19 protein-coding genes are annotated in these 22,976 nt (G+C 70.9%); 5 read left to right on the plus strand and 14 right to left on the minus strand.

The genetic code is table 11. The features are described 5' to 3' along the window. Window positions 1-48: 48 nt before the first annotated feature. The 12 genes from DEFCA_RS0112945 to DEFCA_RS0113000 form a co-directional block, all read right to left on the minus strand. Window positions 49-1,329, minus strand: coding sequence for an acetyl-CoA C-acetyltransferase (locus DEFCA_RS0112945; protein ID WP_025323447.1), 1,281 nt, complete (start codon window positions 1,327-1,329; stop codon window positions 49-51). A gap of 675 nt (window positions 1,330-2,004) precedes the next feature. Beyond that, complete coding sequence (gene hemH / locus DEFCA_RS0112950) at window positions 2,005-2,955, minus strand: ferrochelatase (RefSeq protein WP_025323448.1); 951 nt, start codon at window positions 2,953-2,955, stop codon at window positions 2,005-2,007. Continuing rightward, window positions 2,952-4,340, minus strand: coding sequence for a sensor histidine kinase (locus DEFCA_RS24285; protein ID WP_025323449.1), 1,389 nt, complete (start codon window positions 4,338-4,340; stop codon window positions 2,952-2,954). The genes hemH and DEFCA_RS24285 overlap by 4 nt, the downstream gene beginning before the upstream one ends. Window positions 4,341-4,380: 40 nt before the next feature. Next, entirely contained in the window at window positions 4,381-5,484 is a 1,104-nt protein-coding gene (locus DEFCA_RS0112960) for a THUMP domain-containing class I SAM-dependent RNA methyltransferase (protein WP_025323450.1), read from the minus strand. Beyond that, a complete protein-coding gene (leuD, locus tag DEFCA_RS0112965; RefSeq protein ID WP_025323451.1) occupies window positions 5,481-5,978 on the minus strand; it encodes a 3-isopropylmalate dehydratase small subunit in 498 nt (165 codons plus the stop codon). Before leuD ends, DEFCA_RS0112960 begins: the two co-directional genes overlap by 4 nt. Continuing rightward, window positions 5,975-7,234, minus strand: coding sequence for a 3-isopropylmalate dehydratase large subunit (gene leuC, locus DEFCA_RS0112970; RefSeq protein ID WP_025323452.1), 1,260 nt, complete (start codon window positions 7,232-7,234; stop codon window positions 5,975-5,977). The genes leuD and leuC overlap by 4 nt, the downstream gene beginning before the upstream one ends. A 71-nt stretch (window positions 7,235-7,305) precedes the next feature. Beyond that, complete coding sequence (locus DEFCA_RS0112975) at window positions 7,306-8,835, minus strand: 2-isopropylmalate synthase (RefSeq protein ID WP_025323453.1); 1,530 nt, start codon at window positions 8,833-8,835, stop codon at window positions 7,306-7,308. 39 nt (window positions 8,836-8,874) lie between these two features. Next, window positions 8,875-9,891 (minus strand): ketol-acid reductoisomerase, encoded by a 1,017-nt coding sequence (gene ilvC, locus DEFCA_RS0112980; protein ID WP_025323454.1) that lies wholly within the window; start codon window positions 9,889-9,891, stop codon window positions 8,875-8,877. Between the two features lie 474 nt (window positions 9,892-10,365). Next, on the minus strand, window positions 10,366-10,854 hold the full coding sequence (gene ilvN / locus DEFCA_RS0112985; RefSeq protein ID WP_025323455.1) for an acetolactate synthase small subunit: 489 nt from the start codon (window positions 10,852-10,854) through the stop codon (window positions 10,366-10,368). A 13-nt stretch (window positions 10,855-10,867) separates the two neighbouring features. Continuing rightward, complete coding sequence (gene ilvB / locus DEFCA_RS0112990) at window positions 10,868-12,556, minus strand: biosynthetic-type acetolactate synthase large subunit (RefSeq protein ID WP_025323456.1); 1,689 nt, start codon at window positions 12,554-12,556, stop codon at window positions 10,868-10,870. 560 nt (window positions 12,557-13,116) lie between these two features. Further along, window positions 13,117-14,772 carry a dihydroxy-acid dehydratase gene (gene ilvD / locus DEFCA_RS0112995; RefSeq protein ID WP_025323457.1) on the minus strand — a complete coding sequence of 552 codons (1,656 nt, stop codon included), beginning with the start codon at window positions 14,770-14,772 and terminating at the stop codon, window positions 13,117-13,119. Further along, the gene (locus DEFCA_RS0113000; protein ID WP_025323458.1) at window positions 14,769-15,023 is read right to left on the minus strand and encodes a DUF465 domain-containing protein; all 255 of its coding nucleotides are present in this window, start codon (window positions 15,021-15,023) and stop codon (window positions 14,769-14,771) included. Before DEFCA_RS0113000 ends, ilvD begins: the two co-directional genes overlap by 4 nt. A gap of 265 nt (window positions 15,024-15,288) precedes the next feature. Between DEFCA_RS0113000 and nadB the strand changes: the two genes are divergently transcribed. From nadB to DEFCA_RS0113015, 3 genes are all read left to right on the plus strand, one after another. Continuing rightward, window positions 15,289-16,860, plus strand: coding sequence for an L-aspartate oxidase (gene nadB / locus DEFCA_RS0113005; RefSeq protein ID WP_025323459.1), 1,572 nt, complete (start codon window positions 15,289-15,291; stop codon window positions 16,858-16,860). Further along, on the plus strand, window positions 16,857-17,237 hold the full coding sequence (locus DEFCA_RS0113010; protein WP_025323460.1) for a response regulator: 381 nt from the start codon (window positions 16,857-16,859) through the stop codon (window positions 17,235-17,237). The genes nadB and DEFCA_RS0113010 overlap by 4 nt, the downstream gene beginning before the upstream one ends. 366 nt (window positions 17,238-17,603) lie before the next feature. Then, the gene (locus tag DEFCA_RS0113015; protein ID WP_025323461.1) at window positions 17,604-19,112 is read left to right on the plus strand and encodes a DUF342 domain-containing protein; all 1,509 of its coding nucleotides are present in this window, start codon (window positions 17,604-17,606) and stop codon (window positions 19,110-19,112) included. A 14-nt stretch (window positions 19,113-19,126) separates the two neighbouring features. Here the strand turns inward: DEFCA_RS0113015 and DEFCA_RS0113020 are convergent, their stop codons facing one another. Further along, the gene (locus DEFCA_RS0113020; protein WP_025323462.1) at window positions 19,127-19,474 is read right to left on the minus strand and encodes a hypothetical protein; all 348 of its coding nucleotides are present in this window, start codon (window positions 19,472-19,474) and stop codon (window positions 19,127-19,129) included. 249 nt (window positions 19,475-19,723) lie between these two features. Between DEFCA_RS0113020 and DEFCA_RS22315 the strand changes: the two genes are divergently transcribed. Next, entirely contained in the window at window positions 19,724-19,888 is a 165-nt protein-coding gene (locus tag DEFCA_RS22315) for a hypothetical protein (protein ID WP_169709576.1), read from the plus strand. A 75-nt stretch (window positions 19,889-19,963) separates the two neighbouring features. Here DEFCA_RS22315 and DEFCA_RS0113035 read toward each other — a convergent pair whose 3' ends face one another. After that, window positions 19,964-20,959, minus strand: coding sequence for a methyltransferase (locus tag DEFCA_RS0113035; RefSeq protein ID WP_025323463.1), 996 nt, complete (start codon window positions 20,957-20,959; stop codon window positions 19,964-19,966). A 317-nt stretch (window positions 20,960-21,276) separates the two neighbouring features. On the opposite strand from DEFCA_RS0113035, the gene DEFCA_RS0113040 reads away from it, so the two are divergent. Then, the gene (locus tag DEFCA_RS0113040) at window positions 21,277-22,920 is read left to right on the plus strand and encodes a phosphoenolpyruvate carboxykinase (ATP) (protein WP_029734051.1); all 1,644 of its coding nucleotides are present in this window, start codon (window positions 21,277-21,279) and stop codon (window positions 22,918-22,920) included. Window positions 22,921-22,976 lie beyond the last annotated feature (56 nt).

Here is a 22,976-nt window from a genome sequence, read left to right on the forward strand (position 1 = left end):
ACACATCGAGATTTCCAAGCCTTCCAAACGCCGGCGGCCCGGCTCGTGCTACAGGGCCTCCACCACCAGGGCCATGCCCTGGCCGCCGCCGATGCACAGGGTGGCCAGGCCGTACCGTCCGCCCCGCCGCTTGAGCTCGTTCACCAGGGTCACCACGATCCGGGCGCCGCTACACCCGATGGGATGCCCCAGGGAGATGCCGCTCCCCACCACGTTCGTCTTCTCGATGTCGAGATCCAGCTCCCGCATGCACGCGATGGCCTGGGCGGCGAACGCCTCGTTGAGCTCCACCAGGTCCAGGTCGGCCACGGTGAGCCCCGCCTTGGCCAGGGCCTTCCGGGTGGCGGGCACCGGACCCACGCCCATGTAGGCCGGGTCCACCCCGCCCGAGGCCCACGACACGATCCGCGCCAGGGGCTCGACGCCGGCCGACTCGGCCGCGTCCGCACCCATCAGCAGCAGCGCGGCCGCGCCGTCGTTGATGCCCGAGGCGTTCCCCGCGGTCACCGTGCCGTCCTTCTTGAAGGCCGGCCGGAGCTTGGCCATCTTTTCGACGCTGGTGTCCATGGGCCGCTCGTCGGTGTCCACGACGACCGGGTCCCCCCGGCGCTGGGGCACGCTCACCGACACGATCTCGGCCGCAAACCGGCCGTCGGCCTGTGCCGCCCGGGCCCGTTGGTGGCTAAGCGCCCCCAGCTCGTCCTGCTCCTGGCGGCTGATCCCGTACAGGGCCGCGAGGTTCTCGGCGGTGTGACCCATGTGGTACCCGTAGAAGCACTCCCACAGGCCGTCGTGAACCATGAGGTCCACCAGGTCGGTGTTGTTCATCCGGGCTCCCCACCGGCCGGCGGGCAGGGCGTAAGGGATCTGGCTCATGTTCTCCATGCCGCCGGCCACCACGGCGTCGGCCTCGCCCTCCCGAATGGTCTGGGCGGCCAGGGCCACCGCCTTCATGCCCGAGGCGCACACCTTGTTCACGGTGAACGCCGGGGTCTCCTTGGCCACGCCCGCCCGGATCGAGGCCTGCCGGGCCACGTTCTGGCCCTGGCCCGCGCCCACCACGTTGCCCAGGATCACCTCGTCCACCTGCAGGGGCCGAAGGGCCTCGTCGTAGTCGTGGTACCGAGTTTCCAGCTCGATGGGGTCCTGGCCGAGCGCCTCGGGCGCCACCGCCCGCAGGGCCTCGCCGGCCACGGGCCGCACCCCGGCCCGGGTCAGGGCTCCCTTGATGGCGGCGGCCCCCAGGTCGGCCACCGGCACGTCCTTGAGCGCGCCGCCGAAGTTCCCCACGGCGGTGCGGGCCCCGGATACGATCACGACGTCTCGCATGCGCTGCTCCTCCCTCCAAAGAAAGTGGCGTCATGTAACTTCGGTCTACGGTCGCCGGTCTACGGTCTTCGGTCGGGGCCTTCGGCCCGCTGGAAGGCTAGGCTGCTAGGCGGCCGGGCGGCTTCCCCGAACCGCCGCCAAACGCTCGGTGGGGCATGGGGTCTGCTGGAGAGCCGCGTGCGGCTCCTTAGCTCGCCGCGCAGCGCCTCCCACGCTCGTACCGTGAATTCGTTCGTGCTCCACCGAACGGTCATGAAACCGCCGTTTATGCCCCGTGCCTGCGCGGCGAATCTCAATGCCCGGCTTCGCGCGCGGCCGGAAGCAGACCCCATGCCCCGCCGCCGGCGGGGCCCCCGGATCAGGCAACGTTACCCTCCCCGTTGCCGGGCCCCGCAGGGGGCTGACGAGACTCCCTTATAGACCGACCCCCGGTCGATGGCAAACCGGCGGCCTTCCATGTAACTTTGGTCCACGGTCTTCGGTCTTCGGTCTCCTGGCCCCCAGGCACGTGGCTCTCGCCAACCCGGCGGCGGGGGGCCTGTTGGAGCGCCCCCCTCAGGAGTCGAGGCCCCTAAGATTTTGCTAGTTTCTAGTTTCTAGTTTCTAGCTCGCCCCGCTCCACGAGAGCTCTCGGTTTGAACGCAACCTGGTATCCCCAGGGATTCCCGAGGAACCTCACTCCGGGCCCTGGGCCGCGTCCCGGGCGATCCGGGCCAGGGCTTGGATGAAGGAGGGCCGGGTGTTCAGGGCGGGGCACCGGCGGAACTCCCGGATGCCGAGGGTCCGGGCCAGGTCCACGTACTCCACGTCGATCTCGTACAGGGTCTCGATGTGGTCCGAGACAAAGCTCACCGGTACCACCAGTATGCGGCGGAGCCCTTCGGCCGCCAGGGCCGCGAGGGTCTCCTCCACGCCCGGGCCGAGCCAGCGCACCGGCCCGGTGCGGCTCTGGAAGGCCAGGCGGTGGGACGGGTTCCCCAGCCGTTCCACGACCCCGGCCACGGTGGCCCGCACCTGCTCCAGGTATGGGTCTCCCTGCTCGATCAGCTTCACCGGCAGGCTGTGGGCGCTGAACAGCACCGTGGCGCCGTCGAATCCGCGAAGGCCCTCGGCCACGGCCTCGGCCAGGGCGTCGAGGTAGGCCGGGTGGTCGTGCCAGGACCGCACCACCCTTCGGGGAAGGTCGTCCAGGCCCTCGGCGGAGAGGCCGGCCTCCAGGTCGGCCAGGCTCGATCCCGTGGTGGCCCGGCTGTACTGGGGGTACAGGGGCAGCACCACGATCCGGGTCGCCCCCCGGCAACGGAGCTCGGCCGCGGCCTCGCGGGCCCGCGGGTGCCAGTAGCGCATGGCCACGGTCACGGTCCAGTCCGGGCCCAGCGCCGAGGCGAGGGCGTCGGCCTGGGCCCGGGTGATCTCGCCGATGGGGCTCCTCCCCCCGATCCGGCGGTACCGCTCGGCCACCTTGGGCGCCCGCTTCCGGCTGATCCACCGGGCCAAGGGCCGCTGGAGGATCCCCGACAGGGGAAACCGCAGGATCTCGGGGTCGGAGAACAGGTTCTCCAAAAAGGGCCGGACCGCCTGAAGCGAGTCCGGCCCGCCCATGTTGCACAGCACGACCCCGGTCATGCCTCGGCCTCCGGCAGCTCCAGGTAGAACCGGCAGCCCTCGCCGGGCGCGGACCGGAGCCACACCCGCCCGCCCTCGGCCGTGACCACCCGGCGAACGATGGACAGGCCCACCCCGCTGCCCTTGCACTCCCGGCCGCCCCGGACGAACAGATGGAACACCCTCTCCTCCATATCCTTGGGGATGCCCCGGCCGTTGTCCTGCACCACCACGCACGCATACCCCGGCTTCGGATCCGCCTCACCCGGGGCCGCCCGGCGCACCCGGATCCGGGGCTCCACGTCCGGCCGGCGGTACCGCAGCGCGTTGCCGAACAGGTTGAGGAGCACCTGGTGAAGCCGCACGGGAGCCATGCGCACCCGGGGCAGCGGGTCGTCCAGCTCCAGCTCCGCCCCGGTCTCCTCCACCCGGAGCCCCAGATCGGTCCAGGCGCTTCGGCACGCCGCGGCCAGGTCCAGCTCCCGGACCGCGGGACGCTCCGCGCCGATGCGCGCAAAGGCCAAGAGGTCCTCCAACAGCCCCCCCAGGCGGTCCACCTGGCTCCGGAGCTGTCGGCACATGCCCTCGGCTCCGTCCGGCCGCCCACATCGCAACCGCTCCTCCAGGAGCGCCGCATACCCCCGGGCCGTGCCCAAGGGGCCGCGCAGGTCGTGGGCCACCGCGTACAGGAACCCCTCCAGCTCCCGATTCCGCTCGGCCAGGGCCTCCTTCTCCAGGCGCTCGGCCGTGACATCGCGCACCGTGACCACCACGAACTCCCCCTCCGGGTCCCGGTGGAGCACCCCGGCCACCCGGGCCAGGAACCGGCTGCCGTCCGGCCGGGACTGCCACGCCTCCAGCTCGAACCGGCCGTGGCGGGCCAGGTCCTCCCTCACCCCCGGCACCAGCTCCAGGGTCTCCGGCGGCAGCAGCTCGGCCACGGTTCGGCCCACCAGCTGGTCCCGGGGCAGGTCGAACAGGGTCTCGGCGGCCCGGTTCACGTCGAGGATCCGGCCGTTCAACTCCTCCACGAACATGGCCGTGTCCGCCACCTCGAACGCCCGGTGCAGGGTCTCCAGCACCCACTGCCGGGGCGACCGGGGCCCCATCCACTCCATCACCACGGCCCGCCCACCCCCAAAGGGCACCGCGGTGATCAGGGCCCGCCCCCCCGACAGGTCCACCTCGCGCACCGCCGGCCCCTCCCCACCCAGGGGGCACCCCGCGCAGGGCGCCGCCCGGCCCCACAGGAACTCGTGACACCGCCTGCCTTCGGCCGGCCCGAACGTCCTGCGGTGGGCCGGGTTCTGGTACAACACGGTGCGGTCCGGGCCGTGGAGGCTCACCGGGGTGGCCAGCCCCTCTACGACCGCCCTCCAGGGAATCCCCCCGTCTTCCCCTGCCATGCGCTCGCCCTTTCCGTCCCCGCGGGGACGCCCAACCCGCTTATTCCGCCGGGCCGCCCAGGGCCCAGGACAAAGCCCTTCCCCCGTGGCGTAGCCGCCGAACCCGCCGAGGGGCCAGTCCCATCCCCTCCAGTGCCGCCGGGTCCGGGGTCAGGATACCCCACCGCCACCGCCGGAACGGCCCTTTCAACGCGGCGGCGAGGGCCTCGAGGGCCTCGCGCCGGCCCCCCAGCCGAAACCCGTGGGGGGGATCGGCCACCAGCAGTCCCCGGGGGCACGGGGGAGTGAGGCATTCTAGCGCCACACAGGCGGCTCGCAACACCTCGGCCACCCCGGCCCTCCGGGCCGCCTGCCGGGTTCGGGCCACGGCGGCAGGGTCCCGGTCCGAGGCAAACACCGGCGCCGGCGCCGGCCGGCGGGCCTGGGCGAGGACCTCGGCCCGCACCGTCTCCCACCGGCTCGGATCGTGGGGCACCATCCGCTCGAACGCGAACGCCCGCTGCCACCCGGCGGGCATGCCGCAGCCCATCCGCGCCGCCTCCACGGCCAGGGTGCCCACGCCGGCCATGGGGTCGAGCAGAGGCTCCTGCCCCTCCCACCCGGCTGCCAGGAGAAGGGCCGCGGCCACGTTCTCCCGCAGCGGCGCCGTCCCGGGGGCCAGGCGGTAACCCCGCCGGTGAAGGTGGTCGCCCGAGGTGTCCAGGCTGACCACCACCTCCCCGGACACGGCGCGCACCTGCACCCGGAACGGGGGGCTCCCCGCCGGGGGGCCCACGGACCGCTCCACGGCCTCGCGCACGGCCTCGGTCAGGGCCCCGGAGTGGAGGCGGCTTCGCCGGCGGGCCACCCGCACCTCCACCCCGGACCCCCGAGGGAGCCAGGCATCCCAAGGGATCCGCCCGAGTTCCCGGGCCGCCTCTGCCTGCCGCTGCGCCCGGAACCGGGCCACTCGCACCAGCACCCGGCTCGCCACGGCCGAGCACAGGTTCACCCGCCCCAGGTCGTCCCAGGTGCCCCGGAACCGGGCGCCCCCGCCCTCGGCCGCGGCCTCCAGCAGGCCCAGGCCTCGGAGTTCCGCCAGCAGCACGTCCTCCAGGCCCGGGGGCGCAACCGCGTAGGCCTCCACCCGGGAGGGATCGGTCACCCCTTCGCGGCCCTCTTGGCGATGTGGGCCATCAGGCCGCCGTCGGCGATCAACTCCTGCATGAACGGCGGGATCGGGGCGGCCCGGAACTCGGTTCCGCGGGTGAGGTTCCGGATCCGGCCGGTTCCAGCGTCCACCTCCACCTCGTCGCCCTCCTCGATCCCGTCGAACGCCTCGGGGCACTCAAAGATCGGCAGCCCCATGTTGAACGCGTTCCGGTAGAAGATCCGGGCGAAGCTGCGGGCGATCACGCACGACACCCCGGCCGCCTTGATGGCGATCGGCGCGTGCTCCCGGCTCGAGCCGCACCCGAAGTTCTTGTCGGCCAGGATGATGTCGCCGGGCCTCATCTTGGCTACGAACTCCGGGTCCGCGTCCTCCATGCAGTGCTTGGCCAACTCGGCCGGGTCGCTGGTGTTCAGGTACCGTGCCGGGATGATCCGGTCCGTGTCGATGTCGGGGCCGAACTTCCACACCCGTCCGCGAAACTTCATGCCACCACCTCCTCGGGGCTCGCGATCCGCCCCTTCACCGCGCTGGCCGCGGCCACCGAGGGGCTCGCCAGGTACACCTCGCTCTCCGGATGGCCCATGCGGCCCACGAAGTTCCGGTTCGTGGTCGCCACCGCCCGCTCGCCCTTGGCCAGGATGCCCATGTGCCCCCCGAGGCACGGGCCGCAGGTGGGGGTGGACACCGCGCAGCCGGCGTCCAGGAACACCTCCAGCAGGCCCTCGCACATGGCCTGGCGGTAGATCTGCTGGGTGGCCGGGATCACGATGCACCGCACGTACTTGGCCACCCGCTGGCCCCGGAGCACCCGGGCGGCCCGCCGCAGGTCCTCGATGCGGCCGTTGGTGCACGAGCCGATCACCACCTGGTCGATGGGCACCTCGCCCACGTCGTCGATGGCCCGGGTGTTGGAGGGCAGATGGGGGAAGGCCACCTGGGGCCGGATCCGGCCCACGTCGATCTCGACCACCTCCGCGTACCGGGCGTCGGGGTCGCTCCGGTAGTACACGGGCGGCCGCTTGGCCCGGCCCTCCATGTAGGCCCGGGTCGTGGCGTCCGGGGCGATGATGCCGTTCTTGCCGCCGGCCTCGATCGCCATGTTGGCCATGGTCAGCCGGTCGTCCATGCCCAGGCGCTCGATCACCGGCCCGGTGAACTCCATGGCCCGGTACAGGGCCCCGTCCACGCCGATCCGGCCGATCGTGTAGAGGATCAGGTCCTTGCCCTCCACCCACGGCGGGAGCTCGCCGCGGTACACGAACTTGATGGACTCGGGCACCTTGAACCAGGCCTCACCCGTCACCATGGCCGCGGCCAGGTCCGTGGACCCGACCCCGGTGGAGAAGGCGCCCAGGGCCCCGTAGGTGCAGGTGTGACTGTCGGCGCCGATCACCACGTCGCCCGGCACCACGATGCCCTGCTCGGGCAGCAGCGCGTGCTCCACCCCCATCTCGCCGGTCTCGAAGTAGTGTTCGAGGTCCTGATCCCGGGCGAACTCCCGGAGGACCTTGCACTGCTCGGCGCTGGCGATGTCCTTGTTGGGGGCGAAGTGGTCGGGCACCAGCACCACCCGGGACCGGTCGAACACCCTCTCGGCGCCGACGCGGCGGAACTCGCGGATCGCGATGGGCGCGGTGATGTCGTTGCCCAGGGCCACGTCCACCTTGACGCTCACGATCTGGCCCGGCTCCACCCGGTCGAGACCGGCGTGGGCCGCGAGAATCTTTTCGGTGATGGTCATGGGGTCCTCACGGTCTGGAAAAGGGGAGGGGCGCCGGCCGGGCCGGCGCCCCCTTGGATCCTCCCGCGGCCTCAGAGGTGGGCCGCGAAGCTCTTCTGCTTGCGGTGCTCCAGCTTGTTCAGGGCGTGCACGAACGCCTTGGCCGAGGCCACCACGATGTCGGTGTCGGCGGCCTGGCCGTTGGCCAGCACCCCGTCCTCCTCGATGCGCACGCTCACCTCGGCCTGGGCGTCGGTGCCGCCGGTGATCGAGTTGATGGAGAAGTGCACCAGCCGGGGCTTACGGCCGGTGAGCTTCTTGATCACCGAGAAGGCCGCGTCCACCGGCCCGTCGCCAAACCCGGCCTCCTGGCGGGCCACCCCGTCCATGAGGAGCTGCACCGTGGCGGTGGGCACGGTGACCGTGCCCGAGTTCACGTTCAGGTACAGCAGGCGGTACCGGTCGGGCAGCCGCAGCACCCGCTCGGCGATCAGGGCGTCCACGTCCTCGTCGTAGACCGTCTTCTTCTTGTCGGCCAGGGCCTTGAACGCCTCGAAGGCGCTCTCCATCTGCTCGTCCGTGAGGTCGTAGCCCAGGGCCTTGACCTTCTCTCGGAATGCGTGCCGGCCGGAGTGCTTGCCCAGCACCAGGGCGTTGGTGGGGATCCCCACGCTCTCCGGGGTCATGATCTCGTAGGTGGTCTTCTCCTTGAGCACCCCGTCCTGGTGGATGCCCGACTCGTGGGCGAACGCGTTGGCGCCCACGACCGCCTTGTTGGGCTGGACCGGCAGGCCCGTGATCAGGCTGACCAACCGGCTGGTGGGGTAGATGTGCTGGGTGTCGATCCGGGTCGTGTAGGGCAGGCGGTCGGCCCGGGTGCGCAGGGCCATCACCAGCTCCTCCAGCGAGGCGTTCCCGGCCCGCTCGCCGATGCCGTTGATCGTGCACTCCACCTGCCGGGCCCCGGCCTCCACGGCCGCCAGCGAGTTGGCCACGGCCAGGCCCAGGTCGTTGTGGCAGTGCACCGACACCACGGCCCGATCGATGTTGGGCACCCGCTCCATGACCCGGCGGATCATCTCCCCGAACTCCTCCGGCACGGCGTAGCCCACCGTGTCGGGGATGTTCACGGTGGTGGCCCCGGCCTCGATCACGGCCTCCACCACCCGGCACAGGAACTCCAGGTCGCTGCGCACCGCGTCCTCGGCCGAGAACTCCACGTTCGAGGTGTACCGGCACGCGTGCTTCACGGCCTCCACGGCCTGCTCCAGCACCTGGTCCGGGGACTTGCGGAGCTTGTGCTCCATGTGGATCGGGCTGGTGGCGATGAACGTGTGGATGCGGGGGTTCTCGCCCCCCTTGAGGGCCTCCCAGGCCCGGTCGATGTCGGCCCGGTTGGCCCGGGCCAGCCCCGCCACCTCGCACCCCCGCACCTTGTCGGCGATCATCTTCACCGCGTCGAAGTCGCCCGGGGACGAGATCGGGAACCCGGCCTCGATCACGTCGACCCGCAGCCGCTCCAGGGCCTGGGCGACCCGCAGCTTTTCCTCGAGGTTCATGGACGCGCCGGGGCTCTGCTCCCCGTCGCGCAAGGTCGTGTCGAAGATCTTCACGGTCTCCATGGCAGTTCCCCTCGGGCGGCGCCCCGTTTGGCCGCCCCGCTAGTTCTTGGACCGGTCCACCAACCGCCCCTCCTGGAGCCAGGGCATCATGGACCGCAGCCGCTGGCCCACCTCCTCGATGGGGTGCTCGTCACCCCGGCGGGTCAGGGCGTTGAACACCGGCCGGCCGGCCCGGTTCTCCAGGATCCACTCCCGGGCGAACTGCCCGGTCTGGATCTCCTCCAGGATCCGCTTCATCTCGGCCTTGACCCGCGGGTCGATCACCCGGGGGCCCCGGGTCAGGTCACCGTACTGGGCCGTGTTCGACACCGAGTAGCGCATGTTGGCGATGCCGCCCTCGTAGATCAGGTCCACGATCAGCTTGAGCTCGTGCAGGCACTCGAAGTAGGCCATCTCCGGGGCGTACCCGGCCTCGACCAGCGTCTCGAACCCGGCCTGGATCAGGGCCGTCACCCCGCCGCACAGCACGGCCTGCTCCCCGAACAGGTCGGTCTCGGTCTCCTCCCGGAAGGTGGTCTCGATCACGCCGGCCCGGCCGCCGCCGATGGCCGAGGCGTAGGCCAGGGCCACGTCCCGGGTGTTGCCGGCCGGGTCCCGGTCCACGGCGATGAGGCACGGCACGCCCCGGCCCCGCTCGTACTCGGCCCGCACCAGGTGGCCGGGCCCCTTGGGGGCCACCATGAACACGTTGACCCCTTCGGCGGGCACGATCTGGCCGAAGTGGATGTTGAACCCGTGGGCAAAGGCCAGGTAGTCGCCCGGCTCCAGGGCCGAGGCGATCTGGCTGCGGAACACCTCGCCCTGGAGCTCGTCGGGCAGGAGGATCATGACCACCTGGGCCTTGCGGGCGGCCTCGTCCACGGGCAGCACCTCGAACCCGGCGGCCCGGGCCTTCTGGGCCGAGGCCCCGTCGGGCCGCAGCCCCACCACCACGTTCAGGCCCGAGTCGCGTAGGTTGTTCGCGTGGGCGTGGCCCTGGCTCCCGTACCCGATCACCGCGATCGTTTTGTCCTTGAGGAGCCCGAGGTCCGCGTCCTTGTCGTAGTAGATCTTCATCGCAACGCTCCTTTGTTGAAGGATGGAAGGCTAGAAAGCTGGAAGGCTAAAGGCTATGAAGCCCCCAACCAATGCTTCCGTGTAACTTTGGTCTACGGTCGTCGGTCGGGGGCCTTCGGCCCGCTGGGCGGCTCCTGAGCCCCGACGCCAAGGCTTCGGGGGGCATGGGGTCTGCTGGAGAGTCGCGTGCGGCTCCTTAGCTCGCCGCGCAGCGCCTCCAACGCTCGTACCGTGAGTTCGTTCGTGCCCCACCGAACTGTCATGAAACCACCGCCGGTGCCCCGTGCCTGCGCGGCGAATCTCAATGCCCGGCTTCGCGCGCGGCCGGAAGCAGGCCCCATGCCCCCCGCCGGCAATGGGCCCGGACCAACGAAAGTTACCCTTCCCGTTGTAGGGCCCCGCAGGGGCCTGACGATGCTCCCCTGCGTAGAAACGAGCCGATTCCCTCGCCGGGCTGACCGGCTTTTCCGCGGGTCACCCCCCGTTCTGCATGCCCCTGGGCATGGCCACCTTGCCCGTGCGCACCACCTCTTTGATGCCCAGGGGCCGCATCAGCTCCAGGACGGCGCGGATCTTGTCCTCGCCGCCCGTCACCTCCACCGTGTAGGTCTTGGGGCTCACGTCCACGATCTTGCCCCGGAAGATGTCCATGAGCCGGAGGATCTCCGGCTTGGTCTCGGCCGTGGCCGCCACCTTCACAAGGACCAGCTCCCGGTCCAGGTACTGGCCCTCGTGGAGATCCGTCACCTTGAGCACATTCACCAGTTTGTGCAGCTGCTTGATGATCTGCTCGATGATCTGGTCGTCGCCTCGGGTGACGATGGTCATCAGGCTCACCGTGGGATCCTGGGTCTCGGCCACCGACAGGCTGTCGATGTTGAACCCCCTGCCGCTGAACAGCCCCGCCACCCGGGCCAGGACCCCGAACTCGTTCTCCACCAGCACGTTGATCGTATGGCGCATGGGAAGCCCTCCGTTACAGCAGCAGCATCTTGGTCAGGGGAGCCCCGGCCGGCACCATGGGGTACACCCCCTCCTCCGGATCCACATGGAAGTCCATCAGCACCGGGCCCGGGTGGGCCAGGGCCTGCTCGATCACCGGCCGCACCTCGTCAGGCCGGGTGGCCCGGAGCCCCAAGGCACCGTACGCCTCGGCCAGCTTCACGAAATCGGGGGCCACGTCCATGCGGGTGTGGGAGTACCTGCGGTCGTAGAACAGCTCCTGCCACTGCCTCACCATGCCCAGGAACCCGTTGTTCAGGATGGCCACCTTCACCGGTAGCTCGTACTGCACGGCCGTGGCCAGCTCCTGGATGTTCATCTGGATCGAGCCGTCGCCGGCGATGTCGATCACCACCCGGTCGGGGAACGCGGCCTGGGCCCCGATGGCCGCCGGGAACCCGTAGCCCATGGTGCCCAGGCCACCGGAGGTCAGCCAGCACCGGGGCTCCTCCAGACGGAAGTACTGGGCGGCCCACATCTGGTTCTGGCCCACCTCGGTCGAGACGATGCAGCGGCCTGCCGTGGCCTCGTGGAGCTGCTCCACCACGTACTGGGGCTTGATCACGTCCTCGCCCTGGCCGTAGTCCATCCGGTGGGCCCGGCGCCACGCCTCGATCTCGGCGTGCCACTCCCGCAGGACCTCGTCCCGGGCTTCCCACTCGGGGCCGTGGACCAGCCCGAGCATCTTCTTCAGCACGTTCTTGGCGTCGCCCACGATGGGGATGTCCACCTGGACGTTCTTCGAGATGGAGGTGGGGTCGATGTCCACGTGGACGATCTTCGCGTTGGGCGCGAACTCGTCGATCTTGCCGGTCACCCGGTCGTCGAACCGGGCCCCCACCGCCACCAGCAGGTCGGCGTGGCTCACGGCCATGTTGGCCCGGTAGGTGCCGTGCATGCCCAGCATGCCCAGGAACAGGGGGTCGCTTCCCGGAAAGGCGCCCAGGCCCATCAGGGTGGTGGTCACCGGCAGCCTGAGTCGCCGGGCGAACTCGGTCAGCTCCCGGGACGCGTTCGACAGGATCACGCCGCCGCCCGCGTACACCACCGGCCGCCGGGACTCGTGGACGGCCTTCAGGGCCTTCTTGATCTGGCCCAGGTGCCCTTCGTACGTCGGGTTGTACCCCCGCAGCTTGGCGGCCTCGGGGTACACGTACTCGGCCCGGCCCACGATCACGTCCTTGGGCAGGTCCACCAGCACCGGGCCCGGCCGGCCCGAACGGGCCAGGTAGAACGCCTCCTTGATGACCCGGGCCAGGTCCCGGACGTCCTTGACCAGATAGTTGTGCTTGGTGCACGGCCGGGTGATCCCCACGATGTCGGCCTCTTGGAACGCGTCGTTGCCGATCAGGTGGGTGGGCACCTGGCCCGAGAACACCACGATCGGCACCGAGTCCATGTAGGCCGTGGCCAGTCCGGTGACGGTGTTGGTGGCGCCGGGGCCCGAGGTCACGAGGGCCACCCCCACCTCGCCGGTGGCCCGGGCGTACCCGTCGGCCGCGTGCACCGCCGCCTGCTCGTGCCGGACCAGGATGTGGCGGATGTCCGAGTCGTACAGCACGTCGTAGATGTTCAGCACCACCCCGCCGGGGTAGCCGAACAGGGTGTGCACCCCCTCCTTGCGCAAACTCTCCACGAAGATCTCGGCACCGGTTCGTTCCACGGGTACCTCCTTGAAACTTCGGTCGTTGGTCGTCAGTCGTTGGTCGTTGGTCTGGGCCTTCGGCCCGCTAGAAGGCTGGAAAGCTAGGATGCCAGAAGGCTTGAAACCCTCCGTAATCTCCCAGCATTCCAAGCATGACCACGCCTCTTTGGCGCCACCTCACGGTCTCGGGGGGCATGGGGTCTGCTGGAGAGCCGCGTGCGGCTCCTTGGCTCGCCGCGCAGCGCCTCCAACGCTCGCACCGTGAAACCGTTCGGTCCCCGGCCGGACTGCCATGAAACCACCGTCGGTGCCCCGTGCCTGCGCGGCGAATCTCATGCCCGGCTTCGCGCGCGGCCGGAAGCGGACCCCATGCCCCACCGCCGAAACTGTGCGGGGATCGGTTCGAGTTATTTCTTCGCAAACAGGCCGCCTCGCGGTCTACTGGAGCTGAATTCCGGTTCCTGAAACCCATGCCCCTGGCCGCAACGTCCCGGATCCGCTTTCGTCCGCGGGGCCCTGATGCGCCAACGGCCGGCCCATGGGGGCCGGCCGCCGGCGGAACCTATGAAGCGATCGGATCAGCCCTGCAGCACGGCCCCGGTGTTGGCCGAGGTAACAAGTCGAGCGTACCGAAGGAGCCAGCCGGCCGAGACCTTGGGCTCGGGCTCGACCCACCGGCCGCGGCGGGCCTCGAGCTCGGCCGGGTCCACCCGCAGCTCGAGCCGCCGGCCGGGGATGTCCAGCTCCACCTCGTCGCCGTCTTGCACCAGGGCGATGGGACCGCCGGCCGCGGCCTCGGGGCTCACGTGGCCCACGCACGGCCCGCGGGTGCCCCCGCTGAACCGGCCGTCGGTCACCAGGGCCACACTCTCCCCCAGGCCCATCCCCATGAGCGCGGCGGTGGGCGCCAGCATCTCCCGCATGCCCGGCCCGCCCCGCGGCCCTTCGTATCGGATCACCACCACGGTGCCCGGCCGGATCTCGCCTCCCATGATGGCGGCCATGGCCGCCTCTTCCGAGTCGAAGCACCGCGCCGTGCCCACGAACCGCATCATGCCCGGGCTCACCCCCGACTGCTTGACCACGGCCCCGTCCGGCGCGAGGCTCCCTCGCAGGATCGCGATGCCCCCCTCGGGCCGCACCGGCTCTTCCGCGGATCGGATCACCGCGTCGTCGAGCCACTCCACCGAGGCCGCCGCCTGGCGCACCGAGACCTCCGCCACCGACGGGGCCTCGACCAGCCGGTCCGCCAGCCGGTGGAGCACCGCCATCACCCCGCCGGCCGCGTCCAGGTCCTCCATGAAGTGGTCCCCCGCCGGGCGCAGGGAGCACAGCTGGGGGGTCTCGCGGCTCAGCTCGTCGAACCGCTCCAGGGGCAGGTCCACCCCGGCCTCCCGGGCGATGGCGCACAGGTGGAGCACGGAGTTGGTGCTGCCGCCCAGGGCCAGGTCCAGGCGGATCGCGTTGGCGAACGCGCCGGGGGTCATGACGTGCCGGGGCCGGACCCCCTGCCGCACCAGCTCCACCACCCGCTGGCCGCTGGCATAGGCCAGGTGGCGCTTCCGAGCGCTCACGGCGAGCGCCGTGCCGCAGCCGGGAAGGCTCATGCCCAGGGCCTCGGTCAGGCAGGCCATGGTGTTGGCCGTGTAGAGCCCCTGGCAGGAGCCGCATCCGGGGCAGGCCTCCTGCTCGCAGGCCTCCAGCTCCTCGGCCCCGATCTCGCCGGCCTGGTGCCGGGCCATGGCCTCGAAGGTGTCCCGCACGAAGCTGAGCCTCCGACCCCGGTACCGGCCGGCCATCATGGGCCCGGCCGTCACCACGATGGACGGCACGTCGAGCCGGGCCGCGGCCATCAGCATGCCGGGGGTGATCTTGTCGCAGTTGGTCAGGAGCACCAGGCCGTCGAGGCTGTGGGCCTCGACCACGCTCTCGATCATGTCCGCGATGAGCTCGCGGCTGGGCAGGCTGTAGCGCATGCCCCCGTGGCCCATGGCGATGCCGTCGCAGATGCCCGGCACCCCGAACAGGAACGGGTAGCCGCCCCCGGCGTGCACCCCCTTCTCGGCGAACCGCTCCAGGTCGCGCATGCCCACGTGGCCGGCGATCAGGTCGGTGAAACTGGAGGCGATCCCGATCAGGGGCTTGCCGAGCTCGTTCCTCGGCATGCCGGTGGCCGAGAGCAGGGCCCTGTGGGGGGCCCGTTCCAGTCCCTGGGTGATGCGGTCGCTTCTCACGGCGCGTCTCCCGATCCGGTCTCGGGGTGGGCTTTTCGGTACGCCAGGATCATCCGGGCCATCCGATCCTTGCCGGCCAGCTTGAGCTTCTGAATCTTCTTGCGCTCCATCTCCTCGTCCGGCGTCAGGTGGGGCCGGCGGTTGAGCTCCTCCAGGATGCGCTCGTAACGTTGGTGCGCCTCCATCTCCCGCCGGAACTCCTCGCTCTCCTTCATCAGGATCTTGGCGATGGCTTCGTCCCGTTTCTCCATCCTCCCTCCTTGCGGCTCCTCCCCCCGAGGCCGGCGCCTAAGCGGGCGGCGGTGGGACAGGGACCGCATCCTACGAGCAGGATCCGGCCGTGTCAACGCATCCACCCGTATTTTCAACGCTTTTACAGCGAGGCCAAAAACCGTTTCCGGCGGGAGAAACCCTCCCGGCGGTTCCTTGACCGTGGAACCGCCCCTGTACTACGTTCGGCGGCGGTTTGTGGGAGTTTCGGCCACGCCGGCCACCCGGGGCAAGGAGACCGGCTCGATGGAGCGTTTCGACTTTCTGGTGCTCGGCAGCGGGATCGGCGGGCTCACGTTCGCCCTGGAGGTGGCCGAGACCGGGACCGTGGGGGTGGTCACCAAGAAGGAGCGGGGGGAGTCCAACACCAACTACGCCCAGGGCGGCATCGCCGCCGTGTTGGACCCGGAGGACTCCTTCGAGTCCCACGTGGCCGACACCCTGGAGGCCGGGGCCGGGCTGTGCCACCGAGAGGTGGTGGAACGGGTGGTGCGGGAGGCGCCCGAGCACATCCGCCGGCTGGCCCGCTGGGGGGTCGAGTTCACCCCGGCGAAGCGAGCCGGGCTTGCCTTCGATCTGGGCCAGGAGGGCGGACACTCCCGCCGACGCATCGTGCACGCCCGGGACATGACCGGCCGCGAGGTGGAGCAGGCCCTGCTCCGCAGGGCCCGGGAGAGCGGGAGCATCCGGTTCTTCGAGAACCACTTCGCCGTCGACCTGATCCGGGACTCCGCAGGCCGGTGTGGGGGGGCCCACGTGCTCGCCGCCGACGGCCGGATCGTGCCGTTCCTGGCGCCGGTCACGTGCCTGGCCACCGGCGGCGCGGGCAAGGTGTACCTGTACACCTCCAACCCCGACATCGCCTCGGGCGACGGCCTGGCCATGGCCTACCGGGCCGGCGCAACCCTGGCGAACCTGGAGTTCATGCAGTTCCATCCCACCTGCCTGTACCACCCCCAGGCCAAGAACTTCCTGATCAGCGAGGCCGTGCGGGGCGAGGGCGGGGTGCTGAGGTTGCGCTCCGGCGAGACGTTCATGGAGCGATACCACCCCCGGGGCTGCCTGGCTCCCCGGGACGTGGTGGCCCGGGCCATCGACGCCGAGATGAAACGCACCGGCGACGAGCACGTGCTCCTGGACATCTCACACCGGGATCCCGAGTTCGTGCGCAGCCGGTTCCCGGGCATCCATGCGGCGTGCCTCCGGTACGGCATCGACATCACGCGGGACCCGATCCCGGTGGTGCCGGCGGCCCACTACCTGTGCGGCGGGGTCTGGGTGGACGCCCGCGGCCGGTCGGACGTGCCGGGGCTGTACGCGGTGGGCGAGGTGGCGTGCACCGGGCTCCACGGGGCCAACCGCCTCGCCAGCAACAGCCTGCTGGAGGCCCTGGTGTTCGCCACGGCGGCGGCCCGGGACGCGCGCGTCCGGGCCCGGCAGGCCGGGCCCATCGACCCGCCCCCGCCGTGGGAGGCAGGGGGCAGCCGGGAGCCCGACGAGGACGTGGTGGTCACCCAGAACTGGGACGAGATCCGCCGGACCATGTGGAACTACGTCGGGATCGTGCGCACCGACCGCCGCCTGTCCCGGGCCCGGCGCAGGGTCGATCTGATCCACGAGGAGGTCCGCGACCACCTGCGCAGGTACCGCCCCTCGGCCGACCTGCTGGAACTGCGGAACCTGGCCCAGGTGGCCGACCTGATGGTGCGGTGCGCCGCCCACCGCCGGGAGAGCCGGGGCCTCCACTACAACGCCGACCACCCCGCGCCCCGTGACGAGTGGCGACGCGACACCTTCGTGCGGAGGGAGGTGCCGTGAAGCCCCGGCCGTACACGGAGTCGGTGCTGGTGGTGGACGACACCGAGTTCATGGCCCGGGTGCTGGCCGACATGCTCACCGGCGCCGGGTACCGGGTGCTGGTGGCCCTGGGCGGCCCCGAGGCCCTGAAGGTGTACGAACGCGAGCTCCCCGACGTCGTGACCCTGGACGTGGTCATGCCCGGTATGGACGGCATCCAGGTGTTGCGGCTGCTGCGCGAGATCGATCCGGCCTGCCGGGTGATCATGGTCTCGGCGGTGGGCCACGAGGCCAGGGTGCTCGAGGCCGTGCAGCTGGGGGCCCGGAACTACGTGCTCAAGCCCGTGGACAAGGACAAGCTCCTCGGCGCGGTGCGAAGGGCGCTGGACGAGTACTGATACGTATCAACCAGGTGACAAAATAGGCACACTTCCCAGTAACTTCGGTCCACGGTCTTCGGTCTTCGGTCTCCTGGCCCCCTGAGCAGAGGGGCAAGGAACCTGCCTCCGGCCGGGCGCGGGTGCCGGGGGCAGAGACTATAGAGGAATTCCGGGCAGATCGGCCCGTTAGGCGGGCGGCCGCTCCAACAGACCCCATGCCCCCGAGGTCTTGGCGTCGGGATTTCAGGAGCCGCCCAGCCGCCCTGCGGGCCGAAAGCCCCAGACCGACGACCAACGACCGAAGATAGAGCCGGTCAGGGATGTGAGCGCACCCAACAACCCCACGGACGGGTTCTCGGTGGCAACCATCGAAACGAGAGGGCGATGGCGGAGAGCCTGACGATCGAGGCCAGGGCGGGGCGGGTGTATCTGCGGGTGCCGCACGACCCGGCCCCGTTGTCGGCGGTGGTGCGCAGGCTCCGGCAGGACCTGCCCGGGGTGGCCATCGACTGGGTGGCGGTGCGGGAGGCCTACCTGTACGGCCGGGGCCGGGCGTTTCCGGTGGCCCACCGTAGTGCCGAGGCGTTCCGCGGCGAGAAGGCCAAGATCCGGTTCTCCGACGACGGGCTGACCGCCTACCTGATCCTGTACCCGCCCAAGGGCCGGGGGGCCCGGCTCACGGAAGAGGAGCTGGGCGAACTCGTGCGCGCCTACGGCGTGCCCGACGAGCTCTTGGACGCCGACGCCCTGCGGCGGGCGTTCCTGCGGCGCAGCTACCTGGAGCCCGAGGGGATCGCCCGGGGCCGTCCGCCGGTGGACGGACACCCCTCTCGGGTGGAGTGGCGGGGCGGAGCCCCGGTGGATCCCGACGCGTTCCTGTCGGCCCTGGAGGCCGGCGCCGACATGGCAGAGCCCTCTCTGCTGGTGGTGGAGCCGGGGCAGGCCGCGGGCACCTTCGTGCCCCCGGGCCGGGGCACACCGGGGCTGACGGTGAGGGGGGAGCCGATCCCGCCCCGGCCGGGGGAGAACCGGGTGCGGCTGGGCGCGGGGCTGGGCTTGGCGCCCGACGGCCGCACGGTGGTGGCCCAGGCGGCAGGCCAGGTCCGATTCACCGACCCGGAGCGCTCGCAGGCGTACCTGATGCCGGTGGTGCGGGTGGCGTCGGCCCAGGACCTGCGGCGGTGGAGGGACGAGGTCATTCCCGCCACGGTGGTGGTGGAGGGGGACCTGGAGGCGCCGTTCCCGGTTCGGGTGCTGGGCGACCTGGAGGTCCGGGGCAGCCTGATCCGCTCCCCGGTGGAGGTGATGGGCTCCCTGTTCACGGCGGCCGGAGTGATCCAGACCCGTGCGGTGCCCCTCCGGGTGGGCGGCGTGGTGTCGGCCGAGTTCTTCGAACGGGCCCACGTGATCGCCTCGGTGATCCATGTCCGCCGATACTCCATGAAGGGCCGCCTCACCGCCCTTCGAGCGATCTGGGTGGCCGGCGGCGGGGCCTGCCGGGGCGGGCTCCTGGAGGCGGGCGAACGGATTCGGGCCGGGGAGCTCGGAAGCCCCAACAACCTGGCCACCGAGGTCTCGGTGGCACGGGTCCGGATCATCGACCCGTTCCGGTCCGCCTTCTCCGGCTGGGCCGCCTTGCTCTCCCAACAGGCCCGAACCGAGGGAGCCCCCGCCTCCCTGGAAGCGGCCGCGGACGAGTGGGAAGCCCGGGCCCAGGCCCTGCCCGAACCCGATCCGATCCGAGGCCGGGTCGAGGCGGAAAAGGTGTTCCCCGGGGTCACGGTGCGGGTGGGCACGGCCGTGCGGAAGATGGAGAACCCGGTGGGCCGGGTCGAGTTCACCTACGAGCGGTTCGGCCCCCACGGCCGGGTCGCCATGCAGCGCAAGGGCTGAGCCGGGGAGCCCGATCAACGGGCCCGGAGCGTGCGCCGGACCGCATCCACCACCGCCCCGATGGTGACCGGCTTCCGGAGCATCCGGGCCCCGGTCACCCGGTCCGCCAGCCGGTCCAGGTCCCACGGCCCGGCCACGAGCAGTACGGACAGTCCGGCCCGGCGGGCCATCCGGACGGCTCGGGCCACGTCGTCCGCCGGGAACCCCGCCGGATCCATGAGCACGGCCCCGAACCGGTCGGGCCACCGCCACAGGGCCTCGGCCAGATCGTCCACCGCGTCCACGCCGCACACGTCCAGCCCGGCCTCCTTCAGCTCGGCATACAGGAAGGCCCGGGCCGGCCAGATCCGCGAGACCAGCACCGTTCCCTGGCCTTTCCCTTCCGTAGGCGGTAACCTTTCGGTCCCTTTTGTCATCGAAACCGCCGATCCGATCAACCCCCTCCAAAGGAGCCGTCGATGATCGAGTTGACCGACAAAGCAAGGGAGAAGCTCAAGGAATCCCTTCAGGAGCACGGCGAGAACCCGGCCGTGCGCATCTACATCTCGGGCATGGGGTGAGGCGGGCCCTCCTGGGGCCTGGCTCTGGACGAGCCCAAAGACGACGACACCGTGCAGCCCGAGGACGGGTTCCGGCTGGTGATGAACCAGTCCCTGCTCGCCCAGGTGGGCGGGGTCCGGGTGGACTACCTGTCGGGTCCCCTGCGCCGGGGGTTCGTGGTGAAGGCCCGGTCCCAGACCGGGGACTGCGCCTCCGGCTGCTCGGGCGGCTGCTGACCCGGGGCCTTCGGCCCGCCCAGCGGGCCGAAGGCCCCAAACCGTTGACCAACGACTGACGGCCGCAGACCGAAGTTAGGCAGACCGGCGCCGGAGCAGCAAGATCCTGGGCCCCCGGCCGTACTCGATCCGGCCGTCCGGGTCGAATCCCGCCTCCCTACCCCAGGCCTCCACCTCGTCCAGCGCGTAGGTCCGACCCCGTTCGGTGGAGACCAGCATGTGCACCCCGAACAGGGCGGCGAAGGGCGGCCCCGTTCGGCCGGGGTCCAGGAAGTGGTCGTGGATCGCCAGCAGCCCTGCCGGGGCGAGCACCTCCCCGATCCGGGCGAGCAGCCGCCGGACCTCGTCCTCGCCCAGCATGTGAATGATCTGGCTGGCCCACACCACATCGTAGGGACCGCCCAGGGGATCCTCGAGAAAGCTCCCCTCCAAAAACGTGATCCGGTCGGCCCCGGGTTTGCCCTCCACGAACTCGCGAGCGATCCGGGAGGTGCCGGGCAGGTCGAAGTGGAACACCCGCAGCCCCGGCCACCGGGACGCGAACGCTAGGCAGTAGTTCCCCGGCCCGGCGCCCAGGTCCAGCAGGGACCTCGCCCCGTCCAGGGGAAGCAGCTCGGCGATCCGGGGCGCGACCTCCCGGGTGACGTTCTCCATGCCCAGGATGAAGTGGCGGCGGGCCGGCTCGTCCGCGTCGGTGGGGGACGAACTCTCCCGCCGGATCGCGGGGCGGCCCTCGCGCCAGGCGCTCTCCAACCCGGCCCACCTCTCCCAGGTGTTGTGGATGTGCCTGAGGATCTCCCCCCGATACTCGGGGGAGGTCCGCACCAGCCACCGGGCCGCGGCCGCGGCCAGCCCGTACCCGCGCTCACCGTGGATCAGCAGCCCCATCCCCACCAGGGCGTTCGCGCAGATCTCGGTGGCCCTGGGATCCGCCCCGATCCGGGCCGCCAGCTCCGACGGGCCCAGGGGCCCGTCGGCAAGGGCGTCGAACACCCCCAGGTCCAACGCCACCAGCAGAAGCTTGGCCGGCTGGAAACCGGCGGCAAGGTCGCGGAGCCGATCGAAGTCCATGGTGGGTTCTCCTTTCGCTCTGGGCCGTTGGCCCGCAGTTACTATTACGCCGGCGGCGAAATAGGGGCGTTCGGGGTGGGGTCTGGTGGAGAGCCAGGAGCGGCTCCTCGGCTCGCCGCATCCGACGCGCTCCCAGCGCCGCCGCAAGGGAAGGTCTGTTTCTCTAATCTCCGGTTTCTAGTCTCTGGAGGGCCCCGAAGCAACCCCTCCACCAACCGCCCGGTTGTTTTCCCCCAGCGATTCTCCTACACTCCGTGGCCAGTTCCGCTGGGGACCGATGGACCCGCGCCCGATACTTCGAACCCGAGGTGAGCACGATGGACCCGCGCGAGCGACTGGATCAAGCCCTGCACACAAACGACCGTCGGATCGACAACCCGGACCGTCGCCGGCTGATCGCCGACGCCCTGGAGCACCGCGAGGCCATTCCGCTGGCCACCGGCGCCCTGGCCACCTGGACCCGGCCCGAGTCCACGGGCCGGAGCCCGAAGGACACCTACATCGTGCGGCGGCCCGAGAGCGAGGCCACCATCGACTGGGACTCCCCCAACTGCATCCCCATGGATCCGGAGACCTTCGACATGCTGTGGGAGGACGCCTGCCGGGTACTGGGAACCAAGGACCGGGTGTACGTGACCGACCGGGTGGTGGGCGCGGACTCGGCCTACGCCCTGCCGGTGCGCACCGTGACCCCCCGGGCCCTGACGGCCCTGTTCAGCCACACCATGTTCCGGCCGGTGCCGGAGGACATCGGGCGCAGCGTGTTCGCCGACCGGCCGTTCGTCCTGCTGAGCCTGCCGGAGGACAAGGTGGAGGCCTCCCGGTACGAGGGGCGGCTGCGCAGGCTCCCGGACGGTCGGACCTCGGACATGGCCATCGTGATGGACTTCGACCGGCGCCTCGGGCTCGTGTACGGCTCGGCCTACTGCGGGACGAACAAGAAGCTGATGTTCACCGTGATGAACTACCTTCTGCCCGAGGCGGGCGTGCTGCCGCTCCACTGCTCGGCCAACGAGGGCAGGGCCGGCGACTGCGCCCTTCTGCTGGGGCTGTCGGGCACCGGCAAGACCACCCTGTCGGCCGACCCCTCCCGGGCCCTGCTGGGCGACGACGAGCACGGGTGGAGCGACCGGGGCATCGCCAACTTCGAGTTCGGGTGCTACGCGAAGCTGATCAACCTGCGCCAGGACAAGGAGCCGGAGATCTGGCACGCCACCTTCCACGAGGCAGACCCCCTGGACCACGGCGCCATCGTCGAGAACCTGATGGTGTACCCCGACGGCACCTTCGACGTGGACGACGATCGGCTCACCCCCAACTCCCGGGTGGCCTATCCCCTGTCGTTTCTGTCGAACATCAAGACCCCTCCGGTGAGCGGCCATCCCACCACCATCCTGTTTCTGGCCGCCGACGCCAACGGCGTGCTCCCCCCGGTGGCCCGGCTGGACAAGCATCGGGCCATGTTCTGGTTCCTCATGGGGTACACGAGCAAGCTGGCCGGCACCGAGACCGGCATCAAGGAGCCGGTGAGCACCTTCTCCCGGTTCTTCGGCGCCCCGTTCATGCCGCGCAACCCCGAGGATTACGCCCGGATGCTGGGCGAGAAGCTGGACCGGCACGGGACCCGGGTGTACCTGGTGAACACCGGCTGGAGCGGCGGGCCCTACGGCGTGGGCCAACGCATGGACATCGCCCTGACCCGGGCCGTGGTGAACGCGGCCCTCGCGGGCCAGCTCGAAGAGGTCCCCTACGAGGAGGACCCCCTGTTCCACCTGGCCGTGCCCCGCGAATGCCCCGGCGTTCCGTCGGAGGTGCTGATCCCCCGCAACACCTGGCCCGACCCGGCCGCCTACGACGAGCGGGCCCGCCGGCTCGCCGAGGAGTTCCGGAGCCACTTCGAGTCCGCCTACGGCGGGAAGGGGATCGCCCCCGCCGTGGCCGCCCAGTGCCCGGGCCGGTAACTTCCGCTGGAAAGCTAGAAAGCGAGAAGGCTGGGAAGCTAGGCGGCCTGGCGGCT

Source organism: Deferrisoma camini S3R1 (assembly GCF_000526155.1).
Lineage (GTDB): Bacteria > Desulfobacterota > Deferrisomatia > Deferrisomatales > Deferrisomataceae > Deferrisoma > Deferrisoma camini.